Consider the following 24749-nt stretch of genomic DNA (forward strand, 5'->3'; position numbering starts at 1 on the left):
ATAACATTGAATGCAAATAAATTGCACCCAAAAGCAGGAAGCACAAGGTATTACTTAAACTCATATGATTGTTGATAAGATTCATACCGTGAAAGAAAAGCTTACATTGCCTGATATTATAAGGAAATTCTTCTGAATTTTGTTCGGGCATTACGCTCGACAATCCTTTAGTACCGTTCTTGCATAGATAATTAAAACATTTATTAGTAGAACTATCTTATAATGGATATTTTTGTACAATATCAAGAGAAAATACTGTATAAAGCTTATATGTTTTACTGGTTAGCTATAGACTTTATTTATCTTACAAAAAACAATGAGACCATCTAGACATCCTCCTCTAGGAACGTTATAGAACCGATCATTCTCTTCTTTTGAAGAACTGTGGGTGATTAGCTCAGTCGGTAGAGCAGCTGACTCTTAATCAGCGGGTCGTGGGTTCGATTCCCTCATCACCCACCATTCGTTTTTATGCTTCTATAACACACTGATTTTATTAATATTTATTTAAGATTAGGGATAAAATAATCAAGTTAGGGAATAGGATTTTCCAACTTACCTTTATAAATCACCTTGAACTGCTGTTAATAAGTTTCCACCCACAAGAACGTTTTCCGTTCTTATTATGTTTTAAAATGTCTCTTGCTAAACTTGAACTGATCCCATTGTAATCTACCTATCCAAATACATTGGCAACCATCCAATACAAAAAACATATTCATTTGTTACGCACCCATTCAGAAAGATCAGAGTGTACATCAACATCACTTTTCTTGTTAACCTCATTTCTTACTTTAAATCGTGTTATTGCTATTTTTAAAGTTTTCTCTGTTCGTTTGCGCCTATTTAACCCCATTCAACTTTTTTCCAAAACAAAAACCCTTGCTAAAGTCACAAAAAAGCAGCCAAAGCCGTCATTACCTTCAGTAAATATTTCTTTCCCCACCAATAAGAAAAAGGGTTTTCTGCTAACAACCCTGCTATTTCATTATCATAGCCCAAAGTCACTCCGTGAACTGATCTCCATCCAAAGAGCACCTATAGCACTTGTTTTAAGATTATCTCGCGTTTACTGTGCCTTATTTTCATTTTTGTAATCCTCAATTTCGTACACTTCTTGAATAATCTCAGGCTCTGATTTTGAGTCGTCAAAAAGAAGCCTCTGCGCTAAAGTATTGGCTTTATGATAAATGTTGATAACCGTTTGAAGAGATTCTTCCATTTGCTCTGCTAAAAGGTCTTGCTCTAAAGCAGCTGTAAAATTCTGTAGTGCTTTAAACTCAAAATTAGACAAGTTCCCAAAAACCCGATGCTCCATTTAGTTCAAAAACGATTTAGTTTTGATCAATGTATCTAATTGCAATGTTTACCTTAAGAGATTTAATCATACGCCCAAATCGAGCTGCATCTGTTCCGGAAATAAACGATTTCCAATAACCAATCATGCCAACAGTGTTAAGGTTTTCCTCCACTACTTGCTTTAATTTCTCTGCCATTTTAATGAACTTTTTTGCTCTATAGGCCCTATTATCTTCAAGATATAATTGTCTTTTTTTTCGGCTAATTTATTAGCTTGTTCTTCTCGTATTAATTTACGTTCTGCAGCACTCCCTGGAATAGGAACAGCACGTATACCATGTGGTGCATTTCTATCCTTGACATACATATATCTAGGCTCAGGCTCTGAGAGTACATTGTTAAAATCTAACCCAGATCTACTTGCCCTTAATCCAGAAGCTGAATGCTGTATTCCTTGAATAGGCATAATTTGTCTGCCTGTGTTGAGGCTTGGAAAGCTGTATCATTAGGCAATCCTTGCGCTACCTTTTCTTCTTGCGTAAGTACTCTATAACCCTCCTGGGGGCTAGCAGAGCCTAACGTATCGCTCATGATTCTCATAGCAAGATCAGGGGTTTGTGCAACTGCTTGTGCCTCTTCATCACTATATCCTTTGGATTGTAAAAACTTCAAAGTTTGCTGACGTTGAGCTAGTTCATTACCCCCCTGGTGTAATTGTATTGCACTCGAAAAATTCTTTTCTGGTGTATAGTCATTTATATGCCCAATAACTTTCGTATTTTTATAAGGATCAGATTTTCTCAACTCAGCCATTGATTTCCTTTTATAACCAACTACTAACCGCTCACTATTTGCATCGCCAATGATGAAAAGCTCACTAATAACTATACCTAATAGGGTAGCTCTTTTAAAAGATAAGATAGGCACATTTCCCCCGCCTTATTTTCTTCTAGTCAATGACTGTGTAACCAGATTCATTTAGATAATTACAATAATTGCTAGTAGAAACAAACAGAAATTTTCAACCCAAAAGACAAAGTAAGTTAATTGCGATAAATATTATACTGGTTAGCAATAAATATCTCAGAAAAACTAAGATATAAAAATTTATTAATTTTCTAAATATTACTAAATCCTATTTTGTCTCATTAATATTATATGTTATCTTTTGCAAAAGATGGGATGACAATGGTACCAAAGTCTTATTCCCCCTGATCAGAATACGGTAAAGTGCAGCGTGGCCTTTTCATGCCAATAATGGTTTCTGCAGCCACACCAAGCTCACATTCATAATCAAAGAGCTCTTCCATCAATTTATAGCGCGTTCCTCCACTGCCTTTATTACTACGCCCATAAGCCAGATGACACTTTGTGCACCAAGCAAAACAGCACGCCGAACAGACAAAACAGGCTCTTTTGTCTTTGAATCAACACCATGAGGCACACACGGATCTTCATGTAAAATAACATCATTATATATCCCTATTGCCCCATCAAAAATTGTGTTTTTAAAACTTGAATTATCATAAACTGCTTTAGTAATGTCAAGTCACTGACCAGCATCTGTATTGGTGCGCAATTGTGTCACCTGTGTTGGGTGAAGATACATCACATAAACTGATTTTCCATTAACACACACCGGTCTAATCTTAGGATTAGCCAGTTTTGCACGCTGCACAGCTTGATCGATCAATCTGAGATTAAATACATCTTCTTTTGCAAGCGTTTCATCAGTTCTTTTCTGACCTGGACGAATAACACGCTTACTGCTTGGCTCTAAGGGGGCATTAAAACCATAATGCACTGGTTCAATTGATATGGTGCCCCCTTTAAACTGCATCCATAGTGCTGTATATCCTGTAGCTTGAATAAAGAACATTATACTTAAACGGTCTGCATACCAATCAACAAATGCATCCTTTCCTTCATTACGCAAGTTAAATAAGACACGTTTCTGACCGACCGACCCTTTATTTGGAACATGTACAGCATGAGCAAGCTTTTTAATACATACTATCTGGAGTGCTTCTTCATTACCTTCCAGCGTTTGGCCCTCGCTAACACCATCACCCATAAGCTGGGTCCGTAATCCCATAGTAATTGAATCACCCGATGTTTTTCCTAATTCATCCTTCACTTGGATGATACTATTTTTGTCTTTTCCATAAGTGGTGCAATGGGCAACGCTTCTAAAATCTCTGTATTGAACATCTTAGCCCAAAAGCTAACCACTAATGTGTCATTGATAGTTATTTGTGTTGTCACCATTTTTTAAATGCCTTTCTTCGTATTGTTTAAAAAATTGCCGCACTTGCGCAGCATAACCAAGCAACATCACTTGGTTATATCTCGTGATAAGGCGCATGTTTTTCACGCTCTGCTCATAATTTGTTCAAACTTTTCAGGATTTTGCTCAATCTATGTAACAAATTCAGCTTCTGTTATGGGGTAAAGCCCGCTCTTGACCAAAATCATCATCATTTTTTCTGTTGTCCTGATAGCTTTAAATCATCCTTATATTGGGTAAGATAATTTTTGTTGTGTAATGTTGCCCGCTTTTATCTTGCCATTTACGTGTCTGCAATTGACTTTCAACATAAACCTTGGAATTTTTACAGAGATATTAAAGTGCAACCTTTGCAAGAGGCAGAAAAAATCATGATAAAATGTCATGCTGTTTTCTTTATTCTTTGACCTGTTGCTTTATCTATATTTCTTTGAGAGGTGGCTATACGAAAGTTCACTCACTATCCCTAACTCCAGATGCTATGGATTACTCCTTTTGAGTGTAAGACATAAAAAAGACCTTACTCTCGGGGGGACAAGAGGAGGTCAATAAATCGTCAATAAATAAAAATGAATAAACTGGATTGCTTTAACAAAAAACCTCGCTTTCGCAGGACTTTCCGTAGCATAGCAAGAAATAAAAATTGTATTATAAATCTAATTTTAGGCACAACACGACTAGTACCGTATTGTCATTAAATACCATTTTTATCCCCCTGTCAACTAAAAATCATGATCTAATTTTTTTATCTCAATTAATCTAAATATGGTGTAAATTGCCCTCTCTTATCGAATCAATTATACGAGCTCGTAATTTTAAAATTAGGAGGGAGGGGTAACAATGATCTACGCCGTCATAATAATAAAGAACACTTGCGGCATTCAGTATACCTCATCCCATTTTGAAGATAACGAAGGAAGATTGGAATACAAGTTATACACATGATAACTCTGTCGATCTCTATAATCCAATAATAGAAAACTACGATAATGTGATTAAAAAGCAAAGAAATTAAGGAATGAGAAAAGATGACTTCAAAATGGGATTCGATACTCAACACACAAAAAGAGATGAAGAAGGTAATGAAGTTTGGTGTTATTTCACGGATGCAACTAATACTAATATTTTTTATAAGTTTAGGTTTATCTAATACTCTTTTAATATTGGGTAATCTAGATAGAGATCAATTTGATATCCCAACTGCAATAGGATTGGTGGCTTTTCTCTTAATATCCATATCTTTACCGATATTTTTAGGATTATACATAATAGTAAAAAAGAAACTGAAGGACGTAATTCAACAATTGGACGAAGCAATTGAAAAAATTAACGAAATAATGACTAATCAAAATCCAAGAAGGAGAGAAAAATGATTTTTACTCTATTCTTATTAGCACAGGCCGTAACTTCTATGGTGGCTTGTGTAAAGGTAGTATTAACCATCTCGCTTCCTTATTCCATCATTAAGTACCTGAAACTACGCCGTAAAGCGATTATAGGACGTGACCTAGCTATTCAAATGTTAAAAGAAATAAATGAGAAACAGAAAAAAGTAATGGAAGAATAAAATGAATTTGGCAATTGATAATTTTATTTTTCCAATAGCACTGCTTATATTTATCAGCATCATGTCTATCCCAATTAGCTTGCTGTGGCGCTTTGGATTGAAAGTGCCGGCATCTTTATTTATAATAACAACCGCTGTAATTAGTGGCTCAATATTATTGTTGCTCGCTTTTGGTTAACGGTCAAAAAACTTATGAAGAGCATTCAGCGCAACACGTAGAGAACTAACAAGATGTTCTAGTTGTTGGTCTTCTATAACGATGTACTGCAAAGCAGCATAAAGATTATACTGACGATATAACCCCTGTGTTTCTCTGATAACCTCTTGCACAACTTCATAGCGATCAGTTGTTATTTCAACTCACTTCTCAAGACTGTCTTGATCGTGATTGTCATTGGCACCATCATAATAAGCCCCCGACAATCCTTTCGCACTCGAATAATTGTTTCGCACCTGAATATACTGCTGTGATGCATCATACTGATCTTGATTAATCTTTTTTCCAATAAATATAATCGCCCTACATAAGTGCCTATAATCGGGTTTTTCGCATCTTGAATACTCGCCCCATAACGCTTGGCACGCATTTTAAGTGTCTGTTGGTACAAAGACTTATCAGTCGTTTTTGCACGTGAGATACGTCCATTGGGTTCTCTTTTTTGACCTTCTATTCTAGGTCTTCCCCGTTTCTTACGTTTCTTCATAATAAACTTACCAATTAAAACGGGATATTGTCATCCAAAGTCGTTTCTAAATACCGCTTATCCTCTTGCTCCATCGCTTCCAAAGCCATATCAATACCATCTTTTTGAATGCTATTAAGAATCTTCAACTCACCCTTATATTGCGGCAAGACAATTTCTGTTGTGTAACGTGTTTGCCCGCTTTTATCTTGCCATTTACGTGTTTGTAATTGACCTTCAACATAAACCTTGGAACCTTTACTCAAATATTGCAGCGCAATCTTTGCAAGATGCGGATTAAAAACAACGATAGGATGCCATTCTGTTTTATTTATTCTTTGATTAGTTGTTTTATCTGTATAGCTTTGAGAAGTGCCTATACGGAAATTTGCTACTTCTACTCCAGATGGCATTGTTCTGCTTTCTGGATCGGCACCAAGATTGCCTACTAAAATTACTTTGTTGATCATGTTGGATATCTTTATCTAAGGGAAATTATGTGTGTCTTAATGAAACAAAATACGGATATGAAAAACTATTTTTTATATATTTTACAATATTATATAACAATTTACTAAACTATTTAATACAGATAAATAAAATAAATAACTGAAAATAAACAGTTTATAGCATTTTACAAATATCTAAATGCTTTTCTCATCACATTCATAGAACTCATTGATAATATTTATAAAATAAATTCTATAAATGAGAAAATTTGTCTGTTATTAGAACAAAAAATTGTGTTTGACACTGTAATAACTGTATCTTATAAGTTACATATGTTTACAGTGTACAAAACAAAGTATTTTATAAAATGGCTAGATTCTTTAAAAGATGAGATTGCGCAAGCACACGTTGTGACACGGATAGCGAGAATAGAAACAGGGCTTCTTGGCAATGTAAAATTTTTCCATGGCATTGCAGAATTAAAAATAAATCATGGCCCTGGCTATCGGGTTTATTTTGTAAAACAAGGACAAGAAATTATTCTACTCCTTAATGGCGGTGATAAATCTACCCAACAAAAAGATATTGAAAAAGCCCTACTAATAGTAAAGGAACTCAAACATGGAAATCACTAAATTTGATACAAGTGAGTATTTTAAAACTCCTGAAACTCAACAAATTCTTTTACAAGATGCTCTTGAAAGTAAAAATAGTCAGTATCTTGCACATGTTCTTGGGATAATAGCAAAAAACCAAGGAATGAGTAAAATCGCTAAAAACACTGGATTGTCAAGAGAATCTCTTTATCGCTCTTTAAGCGACAAAGGTGATCCTAAACTCTCAACCTTTCTTAATGTTTTGAGTGCCTTAAATTTGCAAATTAGCCTAACACCAACCCAAAATGAAGAACACACATCTTGAGAAAAAGCTTAAAGATCCTCTCTTCGTTTTAATGGAAAAAATATAGTTACATTCCCTTATTTTATCCCGATTTTCGCATCTGTTCTAATTTCCTCAAATTAGTTCACACAGAGTGTTTTATGTTCCCAATGTTATTTATTAAAAAACTTCCAAATCTTTCTCCAAGGTGCCTTCCTGTCGATTGAAATGTATATCTAATCCAAAAGTGATCAGCATTTAAAGTCATGAAAGTGTTTTTCTGCTTTACGACTCACTTGTATCATGCTTCCATATGGGAAATTGTTTTTTTGTTAGTGTAACTTAGTTTTAAATAATAAAGGGGTTCTCCTAAAAATGGATCATAAACCAAATTTAGATGAAGATTATCAAAAGGAATTACAACGTGGATTAGATAATCGCCATGTGCAACTTATTGCTATTGGTGGTGCTATTGGAACAGGTCTCTTCATGGGATCAGGCAAAACAATAAGCGTTGCAGGCCCTTCAATTATACTAGTTTACGCTATTATTGGTTGCATTCTCTACTTTGTAATGCGAGCTATGGGAGAATTATTACTCTCTAATACACAATATCGATCTTTTATGGACTTTTCATCCGAATTATTGGGACCAACTATTGGTTTTTTCATTGGATGGACTTATTGGTTATGCTGGATTGTAACCGGAGTTGCAGATATTATTGCCATCATTAGTTATGCACAATTTTGGTGGCCTACACTCAACCCATGGATTCCCGTTCCTATTTGCATCTTATTCTTTTTAATGTTTAACCTTGTAGCAGTAAAATTATTTGGTGAACTTGAATTCTGGTTCGGTCTTATCAAAATCATAGCAATTCTGGTATTAATTATTGTTGGATTTTATATGATTTTTATTGGTTTTACTTCCCCAAATGGCACCGTTTCCTCTCTTAGTAACGTATGGAATGATGGAAATATCTTCCCTCGAGGAATCATTGGATTTTTTGCTGGATTTCAAATTGCTATTTTTTCTTTTACTGGCATTGAGCTGGCCGGAACAACCGCAGCCGAAGTCAAAGAACCTGAAAAAATATTACCAAAAGCAATCAACTCAATACCTATTCGTATTGTATTCTTTTACATCTTCTCTCTTGTTGTAATTATGTCAGTCATACCTTGGCATCAAGTTGTTCCAGATAAAAGTCCATTTGTAGAAATGTTTTTACTTGCTGGTATTCCAATCTCTGCTGGTATAGTCAATTTTGTTGTTCTCACATCAGCAGCATCCTCTGCAAATAGCGGTATTTTTTCTACCAGCCGCATGATATACGGCCTTGCCACTAAACAAGGAGCTCCTGCTTTCTTAGGAAAACTTTCTAATAACCACGTTCCAGCTAATGCATTAGTTTTTTCTTGCCTGTGTATTTTATTAGGCTACATTTTCTCATCGTTATCTCCAACTGCTATAGATGCTTTTACAATCGTTACAACCATTTCAGCAATTTTATTTATATTTGTATGGTCCGTGATTTTAATCAGCTATATTATTTACCGTCGTAATTACCCTACGCAACATGATATATCTACCTATAAAATGCCAGGGGGTGTTTTTATGTGCTGGGTCACTCTAGCTTTCTTCGCCTTTATTATTTCTTTATTGACGTTAGAAGCCGATACTTTAGCAGCTTTAAAATACACATCACTTTGGTTTGTTTTCTTAAGCTTTATGTACTTTATATTTGGAAAGAAGAATTTTATCAAACATAAAAAATAAAGTTTATGCGTAAAAAATACATCATAAAAAAGAATTTTTCATTATCCAGTCTTATAGCTTTTTTACGCTTAACCCAACGAAACTCAGTTACGTTCTTTATCAACCAAAGCATTAGAGCTAATCCAAGGCATCATAGCACGTAGTTTCTTACCAACTTCCTCAATAGGGTGTGCATCATTTAAACGTCGAATACTTTTAAAACGGGCTGCACCAGCTTTATATTCTTGCATCCAATCTGATGTAAATTTACCTGTTTGAATATCCCTTAAAATACGTTTCATCTCTATTTTGGTTTTATCAGTGATCACACGTGGACCAGACATATATTCCCCCCACTCAGCTGTATTGGAAATTGAGTAATTCATATTTGCAATACCGCCTTCATAAATGAGGTCAACAATCAATTTAACCTCATGTAAACACTCAAAATAAGCCATTTCAGGCGCATAACCTGCTTCTGTCAATGTTTCAAAACCTGCACGAATAAGTTCAACAAGCCCACCACACAGAACAGCTTGTTCACCAAAAAGATCTGTTTCACATTCTTCTCTAAAAGTTGTTTCAATCACACCGGCACGCCCACCACCAATACCACAAGCATAAGACAACGCCACATTATGCGCATTACCCGAAGCATCCTGCGCAATCGCAATTAAGCAAGGAACACCACCACCGCGTTGATATTCGCCACGCACTGTATGACCTGGACCTTTGGGAGCAATCATCACAACATCAATAGTTTTTTTACCTCAATCAAGCCAAAATGAATATTCAAACCATGTGCAAAAGCAATCGCCGCTCCATCACGCAAATAATTATGGACATGCTCTTTATAAATATCAGCCTGCAACTCATCAGGTGTTACCATCATAATAAGATCTGCCCACTGTGCTGCTTCAGAAACATCAACAACTTTAAAACCATCTGTTTTGGCTTTTTTAGCTGTCGCTGATCCTGGGCGTAAAGCAATTTGTATATTTTGAACACCAGAATCCTTTAGATTTAACGCGTGTGCACGCCCTTGTGAACCATAACCGATAATTGCTATTTTTTTCTCTTTAATTAAATTAACGTTGGCATCACAATCATAATAAACACGCATAAAAATATTCCTTTATATCTACATTTTAATCAAAGCTTAAATTTCTTTCACTCAATAAACAAAGAGTAGAAAACCACTTTACGCATTTTGCACCTTACAAATGCCCAAATTCCCACTCATAATAAAACGGTAATTGAATAATTTTTTAATTTGCATATTACAAACAATAAAGCTACAAATCCGAATAATTTTTTAAAATTATATTTAGATCTCAAAATAAATAGTAAAAAATCATAATAAACATGATAGCCTACCTATACTTTGGCATTAAAACCACCCCACCTATCTACCCTATGATAAAAAACAACCATTCTCTAAAATGATTGATAACCATCTATATAGTTCCATTTATTTAACAAAATAATTTTTTAAAGCTTATTTCTTACTTTTATTTTCAGATTATGTAGGGAAATATCATGTCAAACGATTGATCACAATTACAAAAATATCAGCTATACAATAAAATTTTAGTTAACCATAAATAGTGCATTTGACACATTATAACATTTTAATTCCACACTTTTTAAAAGTTTATTTTAACCTAAATAAATATCCAATTCACTATTTGGAATAAAGTTATTAAATCACAAATAATACCAATCGCGATTTTCTAATGACTATGATTTTGGATAAGTCATAAAACAAGCAATTTTTCCGATTTACAAGAAAATTTTACCCCACATTAATAAACTAATATAAGTAAAATTTATATTAACAAACGAATGAAACGCTGAACAGTCTCATGTATCCCATATTCTAACGCATCAGCGATAAGTCCATGACCAATAGAAACCTCATCAAGCCAAGGTATTCGATCAACAAGAGAAGGCAAATTAGAAACTGTCAGATCATGCCCCGCATTGATACCTAGTTGCAACTCTCTGGCTTTTTTGGCCGCCAATACAAGTTTATCTAACTCCTGCTTCTGTTTCTCCTTATCTTTAAATGCTCCACCATAAGCTCCAGTATAAAACTCTACACGATCGGCACCAATCGTTTTAACAGTATCAAGACCTTCTACAACTGGATTAGCAAATAATGATACACGAATTTTCTTTTCCTTTAAGCGTTGTACAATAGGTGTTAAAAATTCTGCGTTATTAGAAAAATCCCAACCATGATCAGACGTCGATTGAGCTGGATCATCAGGTACAAGTGTAATTTGATCAGCATATTTTTCTGCCATATCTAAAAACATATCACTTGGATAACCTTCAATATTAAATTCAGCAGTGGGAAAATTATTGTCAATTAAAAAACGTATATCTGGCAAATCGGAAAAACAAATGTGTCTTTCATCCGGCCGCGGATGAACCGTCAACCCCGCTGCACCAGCTGTAAGTGCTTTATACCCAATATCTGTAACACTTGGCCATGGCAAATGACGCCGATTACGCAAAACAGCAACAGCATTGAGATTAACTGAAAGTTTTACTGCCATGTACACTTTCATTTCTATTAAATTTAAAAAAAGAAAAAAATACAATTCCTTACAAGATCAGGCAATAAAAATTATTTCTTATTCTATCGAACAATTGTTAACTGTTTTGCTGCGCGTGTAATCCCCGTATAAAGCCAACATGCATTCATATCACGAAATGCAAAACTTTCATCAAATAAAACCACACTATCCCATTGAGATCCTTGAGCTTTATGAACAGTTAGTGCATACCCATAATCAAAGTCATCGTATCTCTTTTTTATTTGCCATGAAATTTCATCTTCAGGATTTTCAAAAATTGCTTTGAGAAGTTTAATTTTTACAACTCCCCATTCGCTCTCCTCCGAATTAACAAGAAGATGAATACCTGGTTTAACAAGTTCCTTCTTTGAAGTCATAACTGTCCACAAAGAGCCATTCAACAAACCTTTTGTTGAATCATTGCGCAAACACACAAGCCTGTCTCCAATCTGCGGATATTTTTCTATAAACCCCTTTAATTCACGCAAACGCCTATTATAAAGATAGCGCGTTCGATTCATCCCTACCAAAAGTTGATCAGCATCTAATACCAATTGTTGATCAAGCTCTTTACGCTTAACAACACGCGCTAACCCATAATCCCCATAAGCAATATCACGCCCCTCACGTACATCCATAGCTAAGCGAATAATTGGATTATCATACGCCTGTCGATGAATTTCTGATAAAAGAAAATCTGGTGTACCATTAGAAAAAAAACCGCCTCCTGATATGGGAGGCAACTGACCTGGATCACCAAGGACAAGAATTGGCGTGCGAAAACTCATCAAATCACGTGCTAATTGTTCATCTACCATTGAACATTCATCGACAACAACAAGCTTAGCCTGCGCAATTGGACTTTGTCGGTTTAATGAAAATGTTGGTGTTATAGATGTTTTACCTGTCACTTCATCAGAAACTTCTTGCTCACCACGAGGACAATAAATCAATGAGTGAATAGTACGAGCATTACTCGCCCCTTTAGAACGCAAAACTTGTGCTGCTTTACCTGTAAACGCAGCAAACTGAACAGAACCATCAATTGTTTCTGCAAAATAGCGAGCAAGTGTTGTTTTTCCCGTTCCTGCATAGCCAAAAAGGCGAAAAACAGGAGAGCTCCCATCTTTCAACCATGCGGCTACAGCCTTCAGCGCATTATCTTGTTCTGATGAAAACTGCATAGTTTATCAAGACAAGATTCGTACAAAAAGAGCAAGCATTTTGAAAATAAAAACTATTATCAAAGATAAGCTTATCCTTATAATGTTCTTAAAATTTTAGCTCATTTTTGAGTCATCCAATTTAATATATTTTATAAACTCCAAAAAACGTAGAGCATTACCAAATTGATCAATGTTAGATAGCTTTTAATAATTTAAAAATTAAAATAGTCCATTGCTATACTAACTTACACAAAATACTTTCACAATTTACAAAGCCTGTACCTCTATCCACCGCCTATACCCTTAATTAAGCCTACTCTTGTTGAAGAAAAATATGCCAATTGACCGACAAACTGATAAATCAACACATATAATAAACGACAATAATTTCCATATCCTAAAAATAAATCAGAGATATACGTTTAAATATCCGGCTCACCATCAACTCAAAACCGGCATACCAATTTCTATTAAATCAATGATCAAAAATAGTGAAATAAGCTGAAATAAAATTCTCTAATTGAGTATAATAGATTTCAAACTTCCTATACGAATAATTTTCCTGTAACAGGAACAGCATTAGCAAATACTTCATCATCAGCCTCATCAGGCAACAGCATATCATTATGTGCACACCCAGACGGAATCATAGGAAGACAATTTTCTAAATTATCAACACGGCAATCAAATAAAACCGGCTTATCACAATCAATCATTTGTTGAATTTTGTCATCAAGCTCATCTGGCTTTGAGCAACAAATACCAACTGCTCCATAAGCTTGCGCCAATTTAACAAAATCAGGCATCGATTCTATATAAGAATTAGAAAGACGGTTGCCGTGTAACAATTGCTGCCACTGGCGGACCATACCCATATATTGATTGTTCAAAATAAAAACTTTTACAGGTGTATTATGCTGAACTGCTGTTGCAAGTTCTTGAATATTCATCTGAATTGAAGCATCACCAGAAACACATATAACAAGTGCATCAGGATGTGCAATCTGAACACCAATAGCAGAAGGAAAACCATACCCCATTGTTCCAAGACCACCAGACGTCATCCAACGGTTTGGTTCTTCAAAACGACAATACTGTGCAGCCCACATCTGATGTTGTCCGACATCAGTTGTAATATAAGTATTGGCATCTTTGGTAAGAACATGAAGCCGTTCAAGAGCATATTGTGGCATAATAACATCTTTTTTCTTGACGTATACTAATGAATTACGAGCACGCCATTGATTAATTTGTGTCCACCACTCATTTCGACTCTTCTTATTAAATACAGGTTGTAGTGCACGCAAACATTGTATCATGTCTTTTAAAACATAGGAGACATCCCCAATAATAGGAACGTCTACTTTAACTATTTTATTGATAGAAGAAGGATCAATATCAACGTGTATAATGCGCGCATGAGGTGCAAATGCATCAAGCCGCCCAGTAACACGATCATCAAACCGTGCACCAAGAGCCAACATGACATCACAATGATGCATGGCCATATTAGCTTCATAAGTTCCATGCATCCCGAGCATTCCAAGCCAATTTTTGCCAGAAGCAGGATAAGCACCAAGTCCCATTAATGTCGAAGTAATCGGGAAATCTCCCAATTGAACTAAATCACCTAAGAGTTCTACAGCTTCAAGTCCTGATGAAATAACACCACCACCAGAATAAATAACAGGCTGTTTAGCTTCTGCTAAAAGAGAAGCAGCATGTTCAATAGCTTTTGCATCCTTTTTGAACTGGGAATGACAATGTATAGATGTCATAGCTTGAGGCGCCTTATAAACACCTGAAATGCATTGAATATCTTTAGGAATATCAACTAAAACTGGCCCTGGACGACCCGATTGGGCAATATGAAATGCCTCATGAATAATTTGTGCAAGATCATTCACATCTTTAACAAGCCAATTATGTTTAGTACAAGGCCGCGTAATACTAACTGTATCCGCTTCTTGAAAACCATTCGTTCCAATCAAAGTTGTAGGTACCTGACCAGAGAAACAAACAATAGGGATAGAATCCATCAATGCATCTTGCAAAGGAGTTACAGCATTTGTTGCTCCCGGACCAGAAGTCACAAGCATAACGCCAACTTTTCCAGTACTGCGTGCATAGCCTTCCGCCGCATGACCTGCTGCTTGTTCATGACGCACCAAAATATGTTGAAATGAATCTTGCTTATAAATCGCATCAAAAATAGGAAGAACAGCTCCACCAGGATAACCAAAAATATGTTCAACCCCCTGATCAATAAGAGCTTGAACTACTATTTCAGCCCCCAACATTATCTTCCCATTTGTCCTCTCTTGTGTTCTTGGATAATTTGTCATGTTTTCTACTCGCCTATTCTACAGCATAACAAAAAAGGCTCCCAAAGGAGCCTATAGCATATAAGGAGAAAATATCATAAATCGAACTGCTTATCTTTATACGCAACCACGATAAGAGCACTTTCTGTAGGTGAAGATTTTAATTTCATTAATATTATTCGTCAATTTAAAATTTCTTTTTGAAAAATTTTTCATTCAAAATATTCTTCTCTTCTTAAACAATTTTGATATTTTTTCCTACCCTTTGTTTTATGAATAAATGAGATTCCATTTGTCATCAAATTGGTTATTAAACCAGGTCATTTGCCTTTTTGCATATCTTCTAGTTTGCATTTTCGCTTCTTCAATAGCATCTTTAAAGCCCTTATATCCATCTAAATAAGCCATAAGTTCACGTACTCCTATAGCTTTCATCGCCGGCAGTAAAGGAGAAAGCATGAGCTTCTTCATAGCAATTACTTCTTCTAACACTCCTCTTTCAACCATATGGTTAAACCGTTCATTAATCCGTTCATAAAGTAATCGACGTGGAGGAATAAGAAGAATTTTTTCTGAACAGTCTTGCGCAATTAAAGATTTTGTTTTTTTCTTTTGCCACCAACTTAATTTCTTACCTGTTGATTCATAAACTTCCAAAGCACGAACAATTCGTTGTCCATCTTGTGGAGCAATTTTTTCACAAAGAACAGCATCAACCTGCAACAATTCACGATAAAGACTTTCAGCTCCCTCCTTATAAAGTCGAATTCGCCACTTTTCCCGTATAACATCTGGAATAGAAGGGATTTTTGAAATTCCTTCTAAAAGCGCACGAAAATAAAGCCCTGTTCCTCCAACAAAAATAAGTTGTTTCAGCGGAAATGCGCTTAAAAGCCTTTCAACATCGCTCAACCATTGCCCTACCGAATAGTTAAAAGCAGGACTTACATAACCATAAAGATAGTGTGGAATAATCAGACTATCAGCTCTTGTCGGCCTTGCTGTTAAAATATTCAACACATTATAAATCTGCATCGAATCAGCATTAATAATGACGGCATTTTTTTCTTGAGCTATTTTTAATGCAAGTTCTGACTTTCCGCTTGCCGTTGGACCAGCTATCAATGTAACCATTCTTTGTGTCATGAATGGAAGCCTTTTATATACATTAATCAATCACTTAATTGTAATGCTCATCATTAATATTAACTCCAGTATTTACCTATGACGTTGTAAATAGAATTTCTTAAACTGTGAATACCAAAAACATTGATATTTAAATAAAGAGAAAAAGCTAATGTAACGGTATTTTTATTCTTTAAAAAGATAAAAACAAGCAATACGATAATTCTAAAATAAAATCAAAGTATTACGATTAATAGATAAATTAAAATACTCTCTATAAAACACTCTTCTTGTACGTATGAACGTCAACCATAATAAAATACATTCCAAATAAGCTAAAAAATTAGAATTTGCATATAGATATTGTTAACATCGATGCATTACTTACAAACAATAATAATTCTTTTATATCAGTATTAAGCACAAAAGCGCCGCCTTATAAAATTATCTCTTACAAGGAAAACAAAGGTATTGAGAACATCAATCCATTCGGATGGTTACAAATCGCAATTCTCCATCAGGACGAGCAACAATAAATAAAGCGTTTTTGCGTCCTGCTTCACGTAATTTATGAAAACGTTTTTGAGCATCATCAACTGTCGTAACTGAACTTTGATTGATATCAACTATTACTTCACCAACACAAATACGTTTTTTATCAGCCGCACTATCTCGTGCCACGGATGTCACAACTAACCCATTAAGCTTATCAGTAATTGAATAGCGCTGGCGTAAATCAGAGTTAAGCGCCGATAATGTCATGCCCATAAACTGCATTGTAGCAGGATCTGCGCTACTTTTTTTCTTATCAGATTTTTTTGCTTTATTTTCATCTGAGTCAGTTTCAACTAAACGACCAAGTTTAACTTTTACTGTTTTTTCCTGTCCATCACGTAAAACCGTAATATTTACCACTTTCCCTACAGGACTTTCTGCTGCTAAACGCGGTAAATCACGTGCATTCTTTATTTTGGTATTCTCAAAATAAAGAATAACATCACCAACATGTAATTGGCTATTATCTACCTTTGCATGTTCGATTTTACCCGCAACTAACGCCCCAACAGCTTGGTCCAATTTCAAACTTTCTGCAATATCATCTGTTACAGGTTGAATACGAATAGCCAGCCAACCGCGTCTTACCTCCCCAAAATCACGCAATTGATTGATAATAGAAATGGCCATGTCAGATGGTATAGCAAAACCAATCCCAATCGATCCTCCAGAAGGCGAAACAATTGCTGTATTAATCCCAATCACTTCACCATTTCTATCAAATAATGGACCTCCAGAATTTCCTCGGTTAATTGCTGCATCTGTTTGAATAAAATTATCATAAGGACCAGCATTAAGATCACGATTACGTGCAGAAATAATTCCAACCGTTACACTACCACCAAAACCAAAAGGATTACCGATGGCCATAACCCAATCACCAATACGTACTTTTTCTGAACTACCAAAACGTACAGCTGTTAACTTTTTGCTTCCTGGCGTTACTTGAAGTAAAGCTAAATCCGTCTTACTATCTTTTCCAAGTAATTTCGCTTTTAGCTTTGTGCCATCAGTAAAATTAACCTCAATATCATCAGCATCCACGATAACGTGGTAATTTGTAACAATAAGCCCTTTTTGAGCATCAATTACAAAACCTGATCCTAAAGAACGTACCTTCTGAAACTGACTACCCTCTTGACCATCTTTTGATGTAAAAAAATCATCAAAATATTCTTGTAGTAATGAATCTTTCGAAATAACAGGAGCAGGAGTATGTTCATCTTGTTCAGTCCCATCAACTATTTGTGTTGTAGAAATATTTACAACTGTATCTAAAAGGGTAGCAGCTAAATCAGGAACTGATAGTGACACATCTTTTTGTAAGGTAACATTAGACCAACTTACTGATCTTAATAAAGACAAAACCATACAGATAATGATTACCGTGACAAAGCGTTTCAGTAACATATTTCTACCCATAATATGTGTTCGCTCAATGCTGAAACAAGCATTACCAAATTCTTTTCTGCAAAATAAACATGTCCGTTACAATACCATACAGACTTCATCACAAAAAAAGTAGCCATACATTAAGCTTTTAATGAAAAAGCAAAATCTATAGCTGTGACCTATTCCTTCATTTTAGATTATCAGTTTTATTATCCCATATCAACCATTAGTGCTAATATTCGATTTCGTTTGCGGTAAATTGCGGAAATAGAAAAAGAAATCTTCTTTTGGTGAAATCACCATTGAGGTTTGCTCCAAATTTTTATACTGCTCCATCGCCAACCAAAAGTCGTAAAATGATGGATTAGTTTTTCTGGCATTTAATAAAAGACGAATACTTTCAGCCTGCCCCTCACCACGTGTAATTTCAGCATCACGTTTTGCTGCTGCTACAATTTCTTCATATTCACGATTAGCTTCTGCCACAATACGATCTCTTTCTTGTTGACCACGAGCACGAATATTTTCCGCAGCTGCTTCACGTTCAGCCGCCATTTGCCGATATACATCTTCAGAAACAGCATCAGTTAAATCGGTTTTACGAATACGTACATCAACAATGGTAATACCCAATGAACCTGCATCCACAGAAAATTGTCGTTGTACTTCAGCCATCATCGCTCCACGCTCATCCGATAAAGCTGCTTTGAATTCTCGTTTACCGTAAACAGCGCGCAAAGCATCAATAAAACGTGGTGCAAGATTTTCACGCGCAGCAATCTGTGGCCGACCCGATGCAATGCGTTGTAAAAACAATTTAGGGTCTGTAATGCAATAGATAAAGAATGCATCTACTTCATAATAGGCACCACCACGAACTTGCACAGATTGTGTAGGCAAATCATAACGCAATAGTCGGTTATCAATAATAACTGTCTGATCCAAAAAAGGGACCTTAAAATAAATACCAGGATCAGACTCTACTTTAACGATCTGTCCAAAGCGCTTAATTGCCATCTGCTGACGAGGATAAACAATAAAAATAGATGCCCATAAAGTAACCAGAGCAAATACTATAACAGCTAAAACAAAAAAGAAACGAGATTGCTGCATAATTAACGCCCTCCAGAAACACTAGACCCCAATAATAATGAGGAATGTGTCGATGTTGTCGCTGTTTTTTCTGATGAATTACGTAACAATTCATTCAGTGGTAAATAAGGTATTACTGGAGAATCTGTTTGATTCAAAACTAATTTATTAGGTGAAGAAAGAATACGCCCCATTGTTTCCATATAAAAACGGTAGCGAACAGCCTCTGGCGCAATTGCAGCCTCACGAGCTATAGCCTGAAAACGTTTAGCACGCCCTGTTGCTTCTTCAATCATCCGTGCTTTTTCACCTTTTGCAATTTCTCGTGTGCGTGAAGCTTCACCATTGGCTAAACCAATCTTAGTGAAACGCACACGATTACCCTCCTCAATCATCCTCCCACGTTCCTGCTCTGCTTGTTGGACAGAATTAAACGCAGCAGCAACTTTAGTAGGAGGAGCAGCCTCACTAATTGATACACGGTTTATTTCAACACCAAGTTGGTATTTATTTGCAGTTAACTGAATAATCTTTTTGACATCATTAGCCACTTCCTCTTTTTTATTGCGTAAAACATCATCAACAGGGCGTGAACCAATCACTTCACGCATTGCACTTTCAGCAACCTGACGCACTGTCCCTTCTTGATCATTCACATTAAACAAAAATTGGCTAGGATTTGAAATCCGATAATATACAGAAAAATTTACATTAACAATATTCTGATCGCTTGAAAGCATCAAACCTTCACTCTGTTGTGCCTGATTAGATTGATTACCAATTGCGATTGTTTTTTCCGTTAGAGGTACTTTCATATAGGTTTCAATTGGCCAAAAATGAAAATGCAAACCATCACCAACAATGCCTGCTTTAGGAACACCAAAGCGCAACTCTACTGCCTGTTCATTTTGCTGCACAATATAAATAGACTGGAATAGCCAAAAAAGAATAGCAAGCAAAAATAACACAATGAAAATACCACTCTCACCAAACTGTTTAAGCTGATACTGCCCTTTACGCAAAATATCATCAATATTAGAGCCATTATCACTGCCATTATTGCCACCAGAACCAAAAGGATTCTTAGGTGGTAATTTTTTATCACCACCAAGTTTATTTCTATCGCCACTCCATGGGCCACTGCCATTTTGATTTGTCCAGGGCATCATTACCTCTTTAACTAGTGCTATGAATCGAAACCAACCATTTTTAAAACTCAATTACTGACTTTATAGAAGGTCTATAACCTGTTTACAATCAATTGATAAATTCTTTCAATTTAAATGACTATTGCCGTTCATAAATTACAAAACGCGTCGGATAATTGTCTTTATCTCCTTGTGGAATATATTGTGTTTCAATAATAGTCCACTTTTCTTTATCAAAAATGGGAAAAAAACTATCACCTTCAATAGACGCAAAAATTTCTGTTAAGAATATTTTACGAGCAATCATTAATCCTTGTTGAAAAATTTCACCACCCCCAATAATAAAAACTGCATCTGCACCATTTTGAATAGCCACCTCTTGCGCTATATCACAAGCTTGAGACAAAGAATGAGCGACAACAGCACCCTCAGCTGCAAAAGTACGATTGCGAGTAATTACAATATTCGTGCGCTCTGGTAAGGGGCGTCCAAGAGAATTCCAAGTTTTGCGCCCCATAATAATGGGCTTACCCAAAGTTAAAGCCTTAAAACGCTGCAAATCTGTTGATAAACGCCAAGGCATTGTGCCGTCACAACCGATAACACCATTTTGAGCAACAGCTGCAATTAAATAAATTGGAAGTTTCATACTGCTACCGGCGCCTTGATATGAGGCTGAGCTTCATAATTAAGCAAATTAAAATCTTCAAATTTAAAAGAAAAAAGATCTGTTACTTCTGGATTTACGAACATCACAGGTAAAGTACCCGGTGTACGGGATAATTGCTGTTCTGCCTGTTCAAAATGGTTAGCATAAAGGTGAGCATCACCAAGAGTGTGAATAAAATCACCCACTTTCAATCCAGTAACTTGAGCAATCATCATCGTTAATAATGCATAAGAAGCAATGTTAAATGGGACTCCCAAAAAAATATCTGCTGAACGCTGATAAAGTTGGCATGATAATTTGCCATCAGAAACATAAAATTGGAATAAACAATGGCAAGGCGGTAAAGCCATTTCCTCTATCAATGCAGGATTCCATGCTGATACAATCAAACGACGCGAAACAGGATTTGTGTTAATCATATCCAAAAGATTGCTTAGTTGATCAATATAACGCCCATCAGGTGCAGGCCAAGAACGCCACTGAAAACCATAAACAGGACCAAGATTTCCTTCTTTATCAGCCCACTCATCCCAAATAGATACGCCATGTTCCTTTAGCCACGCAATATTTGTGTCACCTTTAAGAAACCACAAAAGTTCATAAATAATTGAACGCAAATGCAACTTTTTTGTTGTTAAAAGTGGAAATCCTGCTTGCAAATTAAATCGCATTTGATATCCAAAAATCGATCGTGTCCCCACACCTGTCCTATCTGAACGATCAACACCGTTGCTTAAAACATGGGATAGAAGATCAAGATAAACTTTCATAAAAGTATTATGACTGATTCCATCTATTACGGGAAATTGAAATTTCAAAATTCATAAAAACACAATTCAAATAAACCAAAAAGCACCTTTCACAGAAAATTATTGTTATGCGATTTAAATTTTGATGACGCAAAAAATAAAATATTGTAGAAGGAAGCAAGCCAATTGAAATTCAAGAGGGATAATATGGAAAATAATGGAACTTTAGCAACACATGATACAAAAAAGCGTATCATGTCTATCGTATCTAGTGCATCAGGTAATCTTGTAGAATGGTATGACTTTTATGTTTACTCCTTTACATCCATCTACTTCGCGTCGCAATTTTTTCCCTCAGATGGTGATGTTGTTGCTCAACTCTTAAAAGCTGCCGCAGTCTTTTTTATTGGTTTTCTTATGCGCCCAATTGGTGGATGGCTTTTTGGTTATATCGCTGATCGTTATGGCCGTAAACGTTCAATGCTTATTTCTGTTTTTATGATGTGTGGAGGTTCATTCTTAATCGCTATACTTCCTACCTACGAAACTATCGGAGTAACAGCAGCAGTTTTTCTTCTACTACTTCGTATGCTTCAAGGACTTTCTGTTGGCGGTGAATACGGCACAACAGCAACTTATATGAGTGAAGTTGCTCTTAAAAATCATCGAGGTTTCTTTAGTTCTTTCCAATATACTACACTGATTGGTGGGCAGCTTTTAGCTAGTCTTGTTATATTCATTCTAGCACTTTACCTTACAGAAGATCAGTTAAAAGCATGGGGTTGGCGTATTCCATTTGCCATTGGTGGATTAGCAGCGATTGTTGCGATTTTTTTACGTCGTACTCTCCATGAGACAACCACTGAAGAAAGTCGTTCTAAAAAACAAGCAGGTAGCCTTATGGAGCTTCTGTGTAACCATCGAAAAGCTTTTTTTCTGGTTATTGGTTTTACAGCTGGAGGCTCGCTCACATTTTATACCTATACAACTTATATGCAAAAGTATTTGATCACTACCAGCGGATTTGACAAACATACAGCTACAACTATAATGACGATAGCTCTTTTTATCTTCATGTTATTCCAGCCAGCATTTGGTGCTTTAGCTGACAAAATTGGAACAAAAGCTTCACTCTTTATGTGGAGTCTTTTATCTATCATCTTTACAATTCCCGGACTTAAAATAATTGGTAACACCAACAATATGTGGATTGCCTTATCAATCATTATTGGAATGCTGTGCATTCTAAGCTTCTACACATCTATTTCTGGTATTATAAAAGCAGACATGTTCCCCTCTTCAGTTCGTGCAATAGGAGTTGGTTTATCTTATGCTATTGCTAACGCGCTATTTGGTGGTTCTGCTGAATCTGTAGCACTTGGATTAAAAGATATTGGATATGAATCTGTCTTCTATTTTTATATAACCGGTATGATGATAATTGCATTCATAGCAATTATCTTGATGCCAGATCCTCGAAAAAATGGATATCTTCAAAAAGATGAAACTCATTAAACTTTGCATTAAAAAACAATTTTAAAAGCCCGAGAAAATCGGGCTTTTTTTGATTGTTCTATAAAAACTTGACATTAAAATTTTATCAAGTGCATTTGCTTTTTTAGTAATTACAATAAAAAGCTGTATAATTCTTTATGATTTCCCAATATCACATCACCATTTCTGAAATAGTCACTCCAGTGCTTTATTTTTATCATCCAATAAGTTTTGAATTCACTTTACATTTTCTTCGATCCAGTAGCAAACAATCACATTTAATTACCTATAGGTAAAATTAAGTGATATCTAAGTCATTCTTTAGTTTACCTTATCAAAATCGTTTTATATAAATTACCCTACTAAATTATGTGTCATTTCATAAATAAAACCAAAAATGAACAATTACACTTTACAATCACATTATAAAACCTTGAACTCATTAATAATGAAAAGATTCAAAATATTAACAATTCCCCCTTTCCAAAAAGCTGTTCTTCATCTACATTTAAAGAGCTGGTTTTCCAGCTATGGTAATAAATGGACAATGGAATAAACCCATTGGACCCGGGGGCGGTACCCGGCGCCTCCACCAAAATATAATTAACAGAGTTATATTTTGGTGGGGGCGAAATAGGATCGACAAGGGTGTAAAGATTGCTCTTTTACTCGGTATTGTACCACCGTCATCGGACTAAATTAGTAGTTGCAAACGACAACTATGCGGAAGTACGTCTCGCTGCTTAACGCAGTGCGAAAGCTTCAAATTAAGTCTTAAACCGTCGCAGGTTTAAGCGGGGTTCGGAGGCACCTGGCAACAGAAGCCTTCACTTTTTAAGTATTTATTTTGATCGACTAGATACGAATTGTTATAAAATGCATGGTAGAAAAAATATTGCTAGTTTAAAGAAATATTTCATTGCACTATGTTATTTGCGCTTCAATAACTGCATAAATTAAAAGGATAAACTTTAATGGCTCAAGATCAAATCCGTTACGATATTCTCGTTCAGGATGCGCTTCGTGGAGTTATCCGCAAAGTTTTGCTAGAAGTCGCTAAAGCAGGTCTCCCGGGTAATCATCACTTTTTTATTACCTTTTCAACAAAAGCACCAGCAGTAAAAATTTCTTCTCGACTCAAAAGCCGCTATCCCGATCAAATGACAATCGTATTGCAACATCAATTTAGAGACTTGAATGTATCAGAAACTGCTTTTGAAGTCACTTTATCCTTTGGAGAAATTACTGAAAAATTAATTATTCCTTTTGCTTCCATTCAAGTTTTTTATGACCCTATAGCAGCATTTGAAGCAGCATTTGATTTGCCCGCTAATCTTACCTCTGAAGAAAATGAAAATCCAGAAGGTGCTCCACATGCACCTGATATTTCTTTAAGCAAACAAAAAACAGAAAATGAGCTTATAAAAACACAGAATCTCAAAGTAGATAAAAAACCTTCAAACAATGATACCAAACAAAGTGCTGATGTTGTTTCTTTAGATTCTTTTCGAAAAAATAAATGAACCTAT

22 protein-coding genes, 1 tRNA gene, 1 other RNA gene and 3 pseudogenes are annotated in these 24749 nt (G+C 35.6%); 9 read left to right on the top strand and 18 right to left on the bottom strand.

The annotated features are described in order from the left end of the window. Positions 1 to 386: 386 nt before the first annotated feature. Positions 387 to 462 (top strand) — tRNA-Lys (locus BWD162_RS04170). 607 nt (positions 463 to 1069) lie between these two features. Here the strand turns inward: BWD162_RS04170 and BWD162_RS04185 are convergent. From BWD162_RS04185 to BWD162_RS07915, 6 genes and pseudogenes are all read right to left on the bottom strand, one after another. Then, positions 1070 to 1294, bottom strand: a complete 225-nt coding sequence (locus BWD162_RS04185; RefSeq protein WP_153300989.1) for a hypothetical protein — start codon at positions 1292 to 1294, stop codon at positions 1070 to 1072. A 40-nt stretch (positions 1295 to 1334) separates the two neighbouring features. Then, positions 1335 to 1496: a hypothetical protein gene (locus BWD162_RS07675; protein WP_153300990.1), complete on the bottom strand. Its 162-nt coding sequence runs from the start codon at positions 1494 to 1496 to the stop codon at positions 1335 to 1337. Next, positions 1481 to 1765: a hypothetical protein gene (locus tag BWD162_RS04190; protein ID WP_078705563.1), complete on the bottom strand. Its 285-nt coding sequence runs from the start codon at positions 1763 to 1765 to the stop codon at positions 1481 to 1483. The genes BWD162_RS07675 and BWD162_RS04190 overlap by 16 nt, the downstream gene beginning before the upstream one ends. Then, positions 1726 to 2226 carry a hypothetical protein gene (locus BWD162_RS04195; RefSeq protein WP_078705564.1) on the bottom strand — a complete coding sequence of 167 codons (501 nt, stop codon included), beginning with the start codon at positions 2224 to 2226 and terminating at the stop codon, positions 1726 to 1728. The genes BWD162_RS04190 and BWD162_RS04195 overlap by 40 nt, the downstream gene beginning before the upstream one ends. Positions 2227 to 2501: 275 nt before the next feature. Continuing rightward, positions 2502 to 3567 (bottom strand): annotated as a pseudogene (locus BWD162_RS04200) (N4-gp56 family major capsid protein). Positions 3568 to 3802: 235 nt separating this feature from the next. Next, entirely contained in the window at positions 3803 to 3883 is an 81-nt protein-coding gene (locus tag BWD162_RS07915) for a hypothetical protein (protein WP_236824134.1), read from the bottom strand. 731 nt (positions 3884 to 4614) lie between these two features. On the opposite strand from BWD162_RS07915, the gene BWD162_RS04210 reads away from it, so the two are divergent. Both BWD162_RS04210 and BWD162_RS04215 read left to right on the top strand, forming a co-directional pair. Continuing rightward, positions 4615 to 4959 (top strand): hypothetical protein, encoded by a 345-nt coding sequence (locus BWD162_RS04210; protein WP_078705565.1) that lies wholly within the window; start codon positions 4615 to 4617, stop codon positions 4957 to 4959. Beyond that, a complete protein-coding gene (locus BWD162_RS04215; RefSeq protein WP_236824096.1) occupies positions 4956 to 5153 on the top strand; it encodes a hypothetical protein in 198 nt (65 codons plus the stop codon). The genes BWD162_RS04210 and BWD162_RS04215 overlap by 4 nt, the downstream gene beginning before the upstream one ends. A 174-nt stretch (positions 5154 to 5327) precedes the next feature. Here the strand turns inward: BWD162_RS04215 and BWD162_RS04220 are convergent. Both BWD162_RS04220 and ssb read right to left on the bottom strand, forming a co-directional pair. Beyond that, positions 5328 to 5857 (bottom strand): annotated as a pseudogene (locus BWD162_RS04220) (hypothetical protein). A 14-nt stretch (positions 5858 to 5871) separates the two neighbouring features. Continuing rightward, positions 5872 to 6306, bottom strand: a complete 435-nt coding sequence (gene ssb / locus BWD162_RS04225) for a single-stranded DNA-binding protein (protein WP_078705566.1) — start codon at positions 6304 to 6306, stop codon at positions 5872 to 5874. Positions 6307 to 6618: 312 nt separating this feature from the next. On the opposite strand from ssb, the gene BWD162_RS04230 reads away from it, so the two are divergent. From BWD162_RS04230 to BWD162_RS04240, 3 genes are all read left to right on the top strand, one after another. Beyond that, positions 6619 to 6921 carry a type II toxin-antitoxin system RelE/ParE family toxin gene (locus tag BWD162_RS04230; protein ID WP_078706139.1) on the top strand — a complete coding sequence of 101 codons (303 nt, stop codon included), beginning with the start codon at positions 6619 to 6621 and terminating at the stop codon, positions 6919 to 6921. Further along, the gene (locus BWD162_RS04235; protein ID WP_078705567.1) at positions 6908 to 7207 is read left to right on the top strand and encodes an addiction module antidote protein; all 300 of its coding nucleotides are present in this window, start codon (positions 6908 to 6910) and stop codon (positions 7205 to 7207) included. The genes BWD162_RS04230 and BWD162_RS04235 overlap by 14 nt, the downstream gene beginning before the upstream one ends. A 333-nt stretch (positions 7208 to 7540) precedes the next feature. Beyond that, positions 7541 to 8941, top strand: coding sequence for an amino acid permease (locus tag BWD162_RS04240; RefSeq protein ID WP_078705568.1), 1401 nt, complete (start codon positions 7541 to 7543; stop codon positions 8939 to 8941). Positions 8942 to 9024: 83 nt separating this feature from the next. Here BWD162_RS04240 and ilvC read toward each other — a convergent pair. The 10 genes and pseudogenes from ilvC to BWD162_RS04290 form a co-directional block, all read right to left on the bottom strand. Beyond that, positions 9025 to 10043: pseudogene (gene ilvC, locus BWD162_RS04245) on the bottom strand (ketol-acid reductoisomerase). 706 nt (positions 10044 to 10749) lie between these two features. After that, a complete protein-coding gene (locus tag BWD162_RS04250; protein WP_078705569.1) occupies positions 10750 to 11484 on the bottom strand; it encodes a pyridoxine 5'-phosphate synthase in 735 nt (244 codons plus the stop codon). Between the two features lie 83 nt (positions 11485 to 11567). Beyond that, a complete protein-coding gene (locus BWD162_RS04255; protein WP_078705570.1) occupies positions 11568 to 12689 on the bottom strand; it encodes an ATP-dependent DNA helicase in 1122 nt (373 codons plus the stop codon). Between the two features lie 527 nt (positions 12690 to 13216). Next, a complete protein-coding gene (locus tag BWD162_RS04260; protein ID WP_078705571.1) occupies positions 13217 to 15016 on the bottom strand; it encodes an acetolactate synthase 3 large subunit in 1800 nt (599 codons plus the stop codon). 249 nt (positions 15017 to 15265) lie between these two features. Next, positions 15266 to 16141 (bottom strand): tRNA (adenosine(37)-N6)-dimethylallyltransferase MiaA, encoded by an 876-nt coding sequence (miaA, locus tag BWD162_RS04265; RefSeq protein ID WP_078705572.1) that lies wholly within the window; start codon positions 16139 to 16141, stop codon positions 15266 to 15268. A gap of 459 nt (positions 16142 to 16600) precedes the next feature. Beyond that, positions 16601 to 18085: a Do family serine endopeptidase gene (locus tag BWD162_RS04270; protein ID WP_078705573.1), complete on the bottom strand. Its 1485-nt coding sequence runs from the start codon at positions 18083 to 18085 to the stop codon at positions 16601 to 16603. A gap of 201 nt (positions 18086 to 18286) precedes the next feature. After that, positions 18287 to 19180: a protease modulator HflC gene (hflC, locus tag BWD162_RS04275; RefSeq protein WP_078705574.1), complete on the bottom strand. Its 894-nt coding sequence runs from the start codon at positions 19178 to 19180 to the stop codon at positions 18287 to 18289. 2 nt (positions 19181 to 19182) lie between these two features. Further along, complete coding sequence (hflK, locus tag BWD162_RS04280) at positions 19183 to 20325, bottom strand: FtsH protease activity modulator HflK (RefSeq protein WP_078705575.1); 1143 nt, start codon at positions 20323 to 20325, stop codon at positions 19183 to 19185. 121 nt (positions 20326 to 20446) lie between these two features. Beyond that, positions 20447 to 20956, bottom strand: a complete 510-nt coding sequence (locus tag BWD162_RS04285) for a dihydrofolate reductase (protein ID WP_078705576.1) — start codon at positions 20954 to 20956, stop codon at positions 20447 to 20449. Continuing rightward, a complete protein-coding gene (locus tag BWD162_RS04290; RefSeq protein WP_078705577.1) occupies positions 20953 to 21747 on the bottom strand; it encodes a thymidylate synthase in 795 nt (264 codons plus the stop codon). The genes BWD162_RS04285 and BWD162_RS04290 overlap by 4 nt, the downstream gene beginning before the upstream one ends. Positions 21748 to 21933: 186 nt before the next feature. Here BWD162_RS04290 and BWD162_RS04295 point away from each other — a divergent pair, with 186 nt between their 5' ends. The 3 genes from BWD162_RS04295 (at position 21934) to BWD162_RS04305 (ending at position 24743) form a co-directional block, all read left to right on the top strand. After that, positions 21934 to 23241, top strand: a complete 1308-nt coding sequence (locus tag BWD162_RS04295; RefSeq protein ID WP_078705578.1) for an MFS family transporter — start codon at positions 21934 to 21936, stop codon at positions 23239 to 23241. 455 nt (positions 23242 to 23696) lie between these two features. Further along, positions 23697 to 24052, top strand: a transfer-messenger RNA (tmRNA) gene (ssrA, locus tag BWD162_RS04300). A gap of 142 nt (positions 24053 to 24194) precedes the next feature. After that, the gene (locus tag BWD162_RS04305; protein WP_078705579.1) at positions 24195 to 24743 is read left to right on the top strand and encodes an SspB family protein; all 549 of its coding nucleotides are present in this window, start codon (positions 24195 to 24197) and stop codon (positions 24741 to 24743) included. Positions 24744 to 24749 lie beyond the last annotated feature (6 nt).

The sequence above is a fragment of the Bartonella sp. WD16.2 genome (assembly GCF_002022505.1).
Taxonomy (GTDB): domain Bacteria; phylum Pseudomonadota; class Alphaproteobacteria; order Rhizobiales; family Rhizobiaceae; genus Bartonella.

Bases quoted from the DNA above. Each gene is read 5' to 3' on its own strand.
- BWD162_RS04210 (WP_078705565.1), top strand. From the start codon at position 4,615: ATGACTTCAAAATGGGATTCGATACTCAACACACAAAAAGAGATGAAG.
- BWD162_RS04215 (WP_236824096.1), top strand. From the start codon at position 4,956: ATGATTTTTACTCTATTCTTATTAGCACAGGCCGTAACTTCTATGGTG.
- BWD162_RS04260 (WP_078705571.1), bottom strand. From the start codon at position 15,016: ATGACAAATTATCCAAGAACACAAGAGAGGACAAATGGGAAGATAATG.
- ssb (WP_078705566.1), bottom strand. From the start codon at position 6,306: ATGATCAACAAAGTAATTTTAGTAGGCAATCTTGGTGCCGATCCAGAA.
- BWD162_RS07675 (WP_153300990.1), bottom strand. From the start codon at position 1,496: ATGGCAGAGAAATTAAAGCAAGTAGTGGAGGAAAACCTTAACACTGTT.
- BWD162_RS04190 (WP_078705563.1), bottom strand. From the start codon at position 1,765: ATGCCTATTCAAGGAATACAGCATTCAGCTTCTGGATTAAGGGCAAGT.
- BWD162_RS04285 (WP_078705576.1), bottom strand. From the start codon at position 20,956: ATGAAACTTCCAATTTATTTAATTGCAGCTGTTGCTCAAAATGGTGTT.
- BWD162_RS04250 (WP_078705569.1), bottom strand. From the start codon at position 11,484: ATGGCAGTAAAACTTTCAGTTAATCTCAATGCTGTTGCTGTTTTGCGT.
- BWD162_RS04255 (WP_078705570.1), bottom strand. From the start codon at position 12,689: ATGCAGTTTTCATCAGAACAAGATAATGCGCTGAAGGCTGTAGCCGCA.
- miaA (WP_078705572.1), bottom strand. From the start codon at position 16,141: ATGACACAAAGAATGGTTACATTGATAGCTGGTCCAACGGCAAGCGGA.
- BWD162_RS04235 (WP_078705567.1), top strand. From the start codon at position 6,908: ATGGAAATCACTAAATTTGATACAAGTGAGTATTTTAAAACTCCTGAA.
- BWD162_RS04270 (WP_078705573.1), bottom strand. From the start codon at position 18,085: ATGTTACTGAAACGCTTTGTCACGGTAATCATTATCTGTATGGTTTTG.
- BWD162_RS04290 (WP_078705577.1), bottom strand. From the start codon at position 21,747: ATGAAAGTTTATCTTGATCTTCTATCCCATGTTTTAAGCAACGGTGTT.
- hflC (WP_078705574.1), bottom strand. From the start codon at position 19,180: ATGCAGCAATCTCGTTTCTTTTTTGTTTTAGCTGTTATAGTATTTGCT.
- hflK (WP_078705575.1), bottom strand. From the start codon at position 20,325: ATGCCCTGGACAAATCAAAATGGCAGTGGCCCATGGAGTGGCGATAGA.
- BWD162_RS04295 (WP_078705578.1), top strand. From the start codon at position 21,934: ATGGAAAATAATGGAACTTTAGCAACACATGATACAAAAAAGCGTATC.
- BWD162_RS04230 (WP_078706139.1), top strand. From the start codon at position 6,619: ATGTTTACAGTGTACAAAACAAAGTATTTTATAAAATGGCTAGATTCT.
- BWD162_RS04240 (WP_078705568.1), top strand. From the start codon at position 7,541: ATGGATCATAAACCAAATTTAGATGAAGATTATCAAAAGGAATTACAA.
- BWD162_RS04305 (WP_078705579.1), top strand. From the start codon at position 24,195: ATGGCTCAAGATCAAATCCGTTACGATATTCTCGTTCAGGATGCGCTT.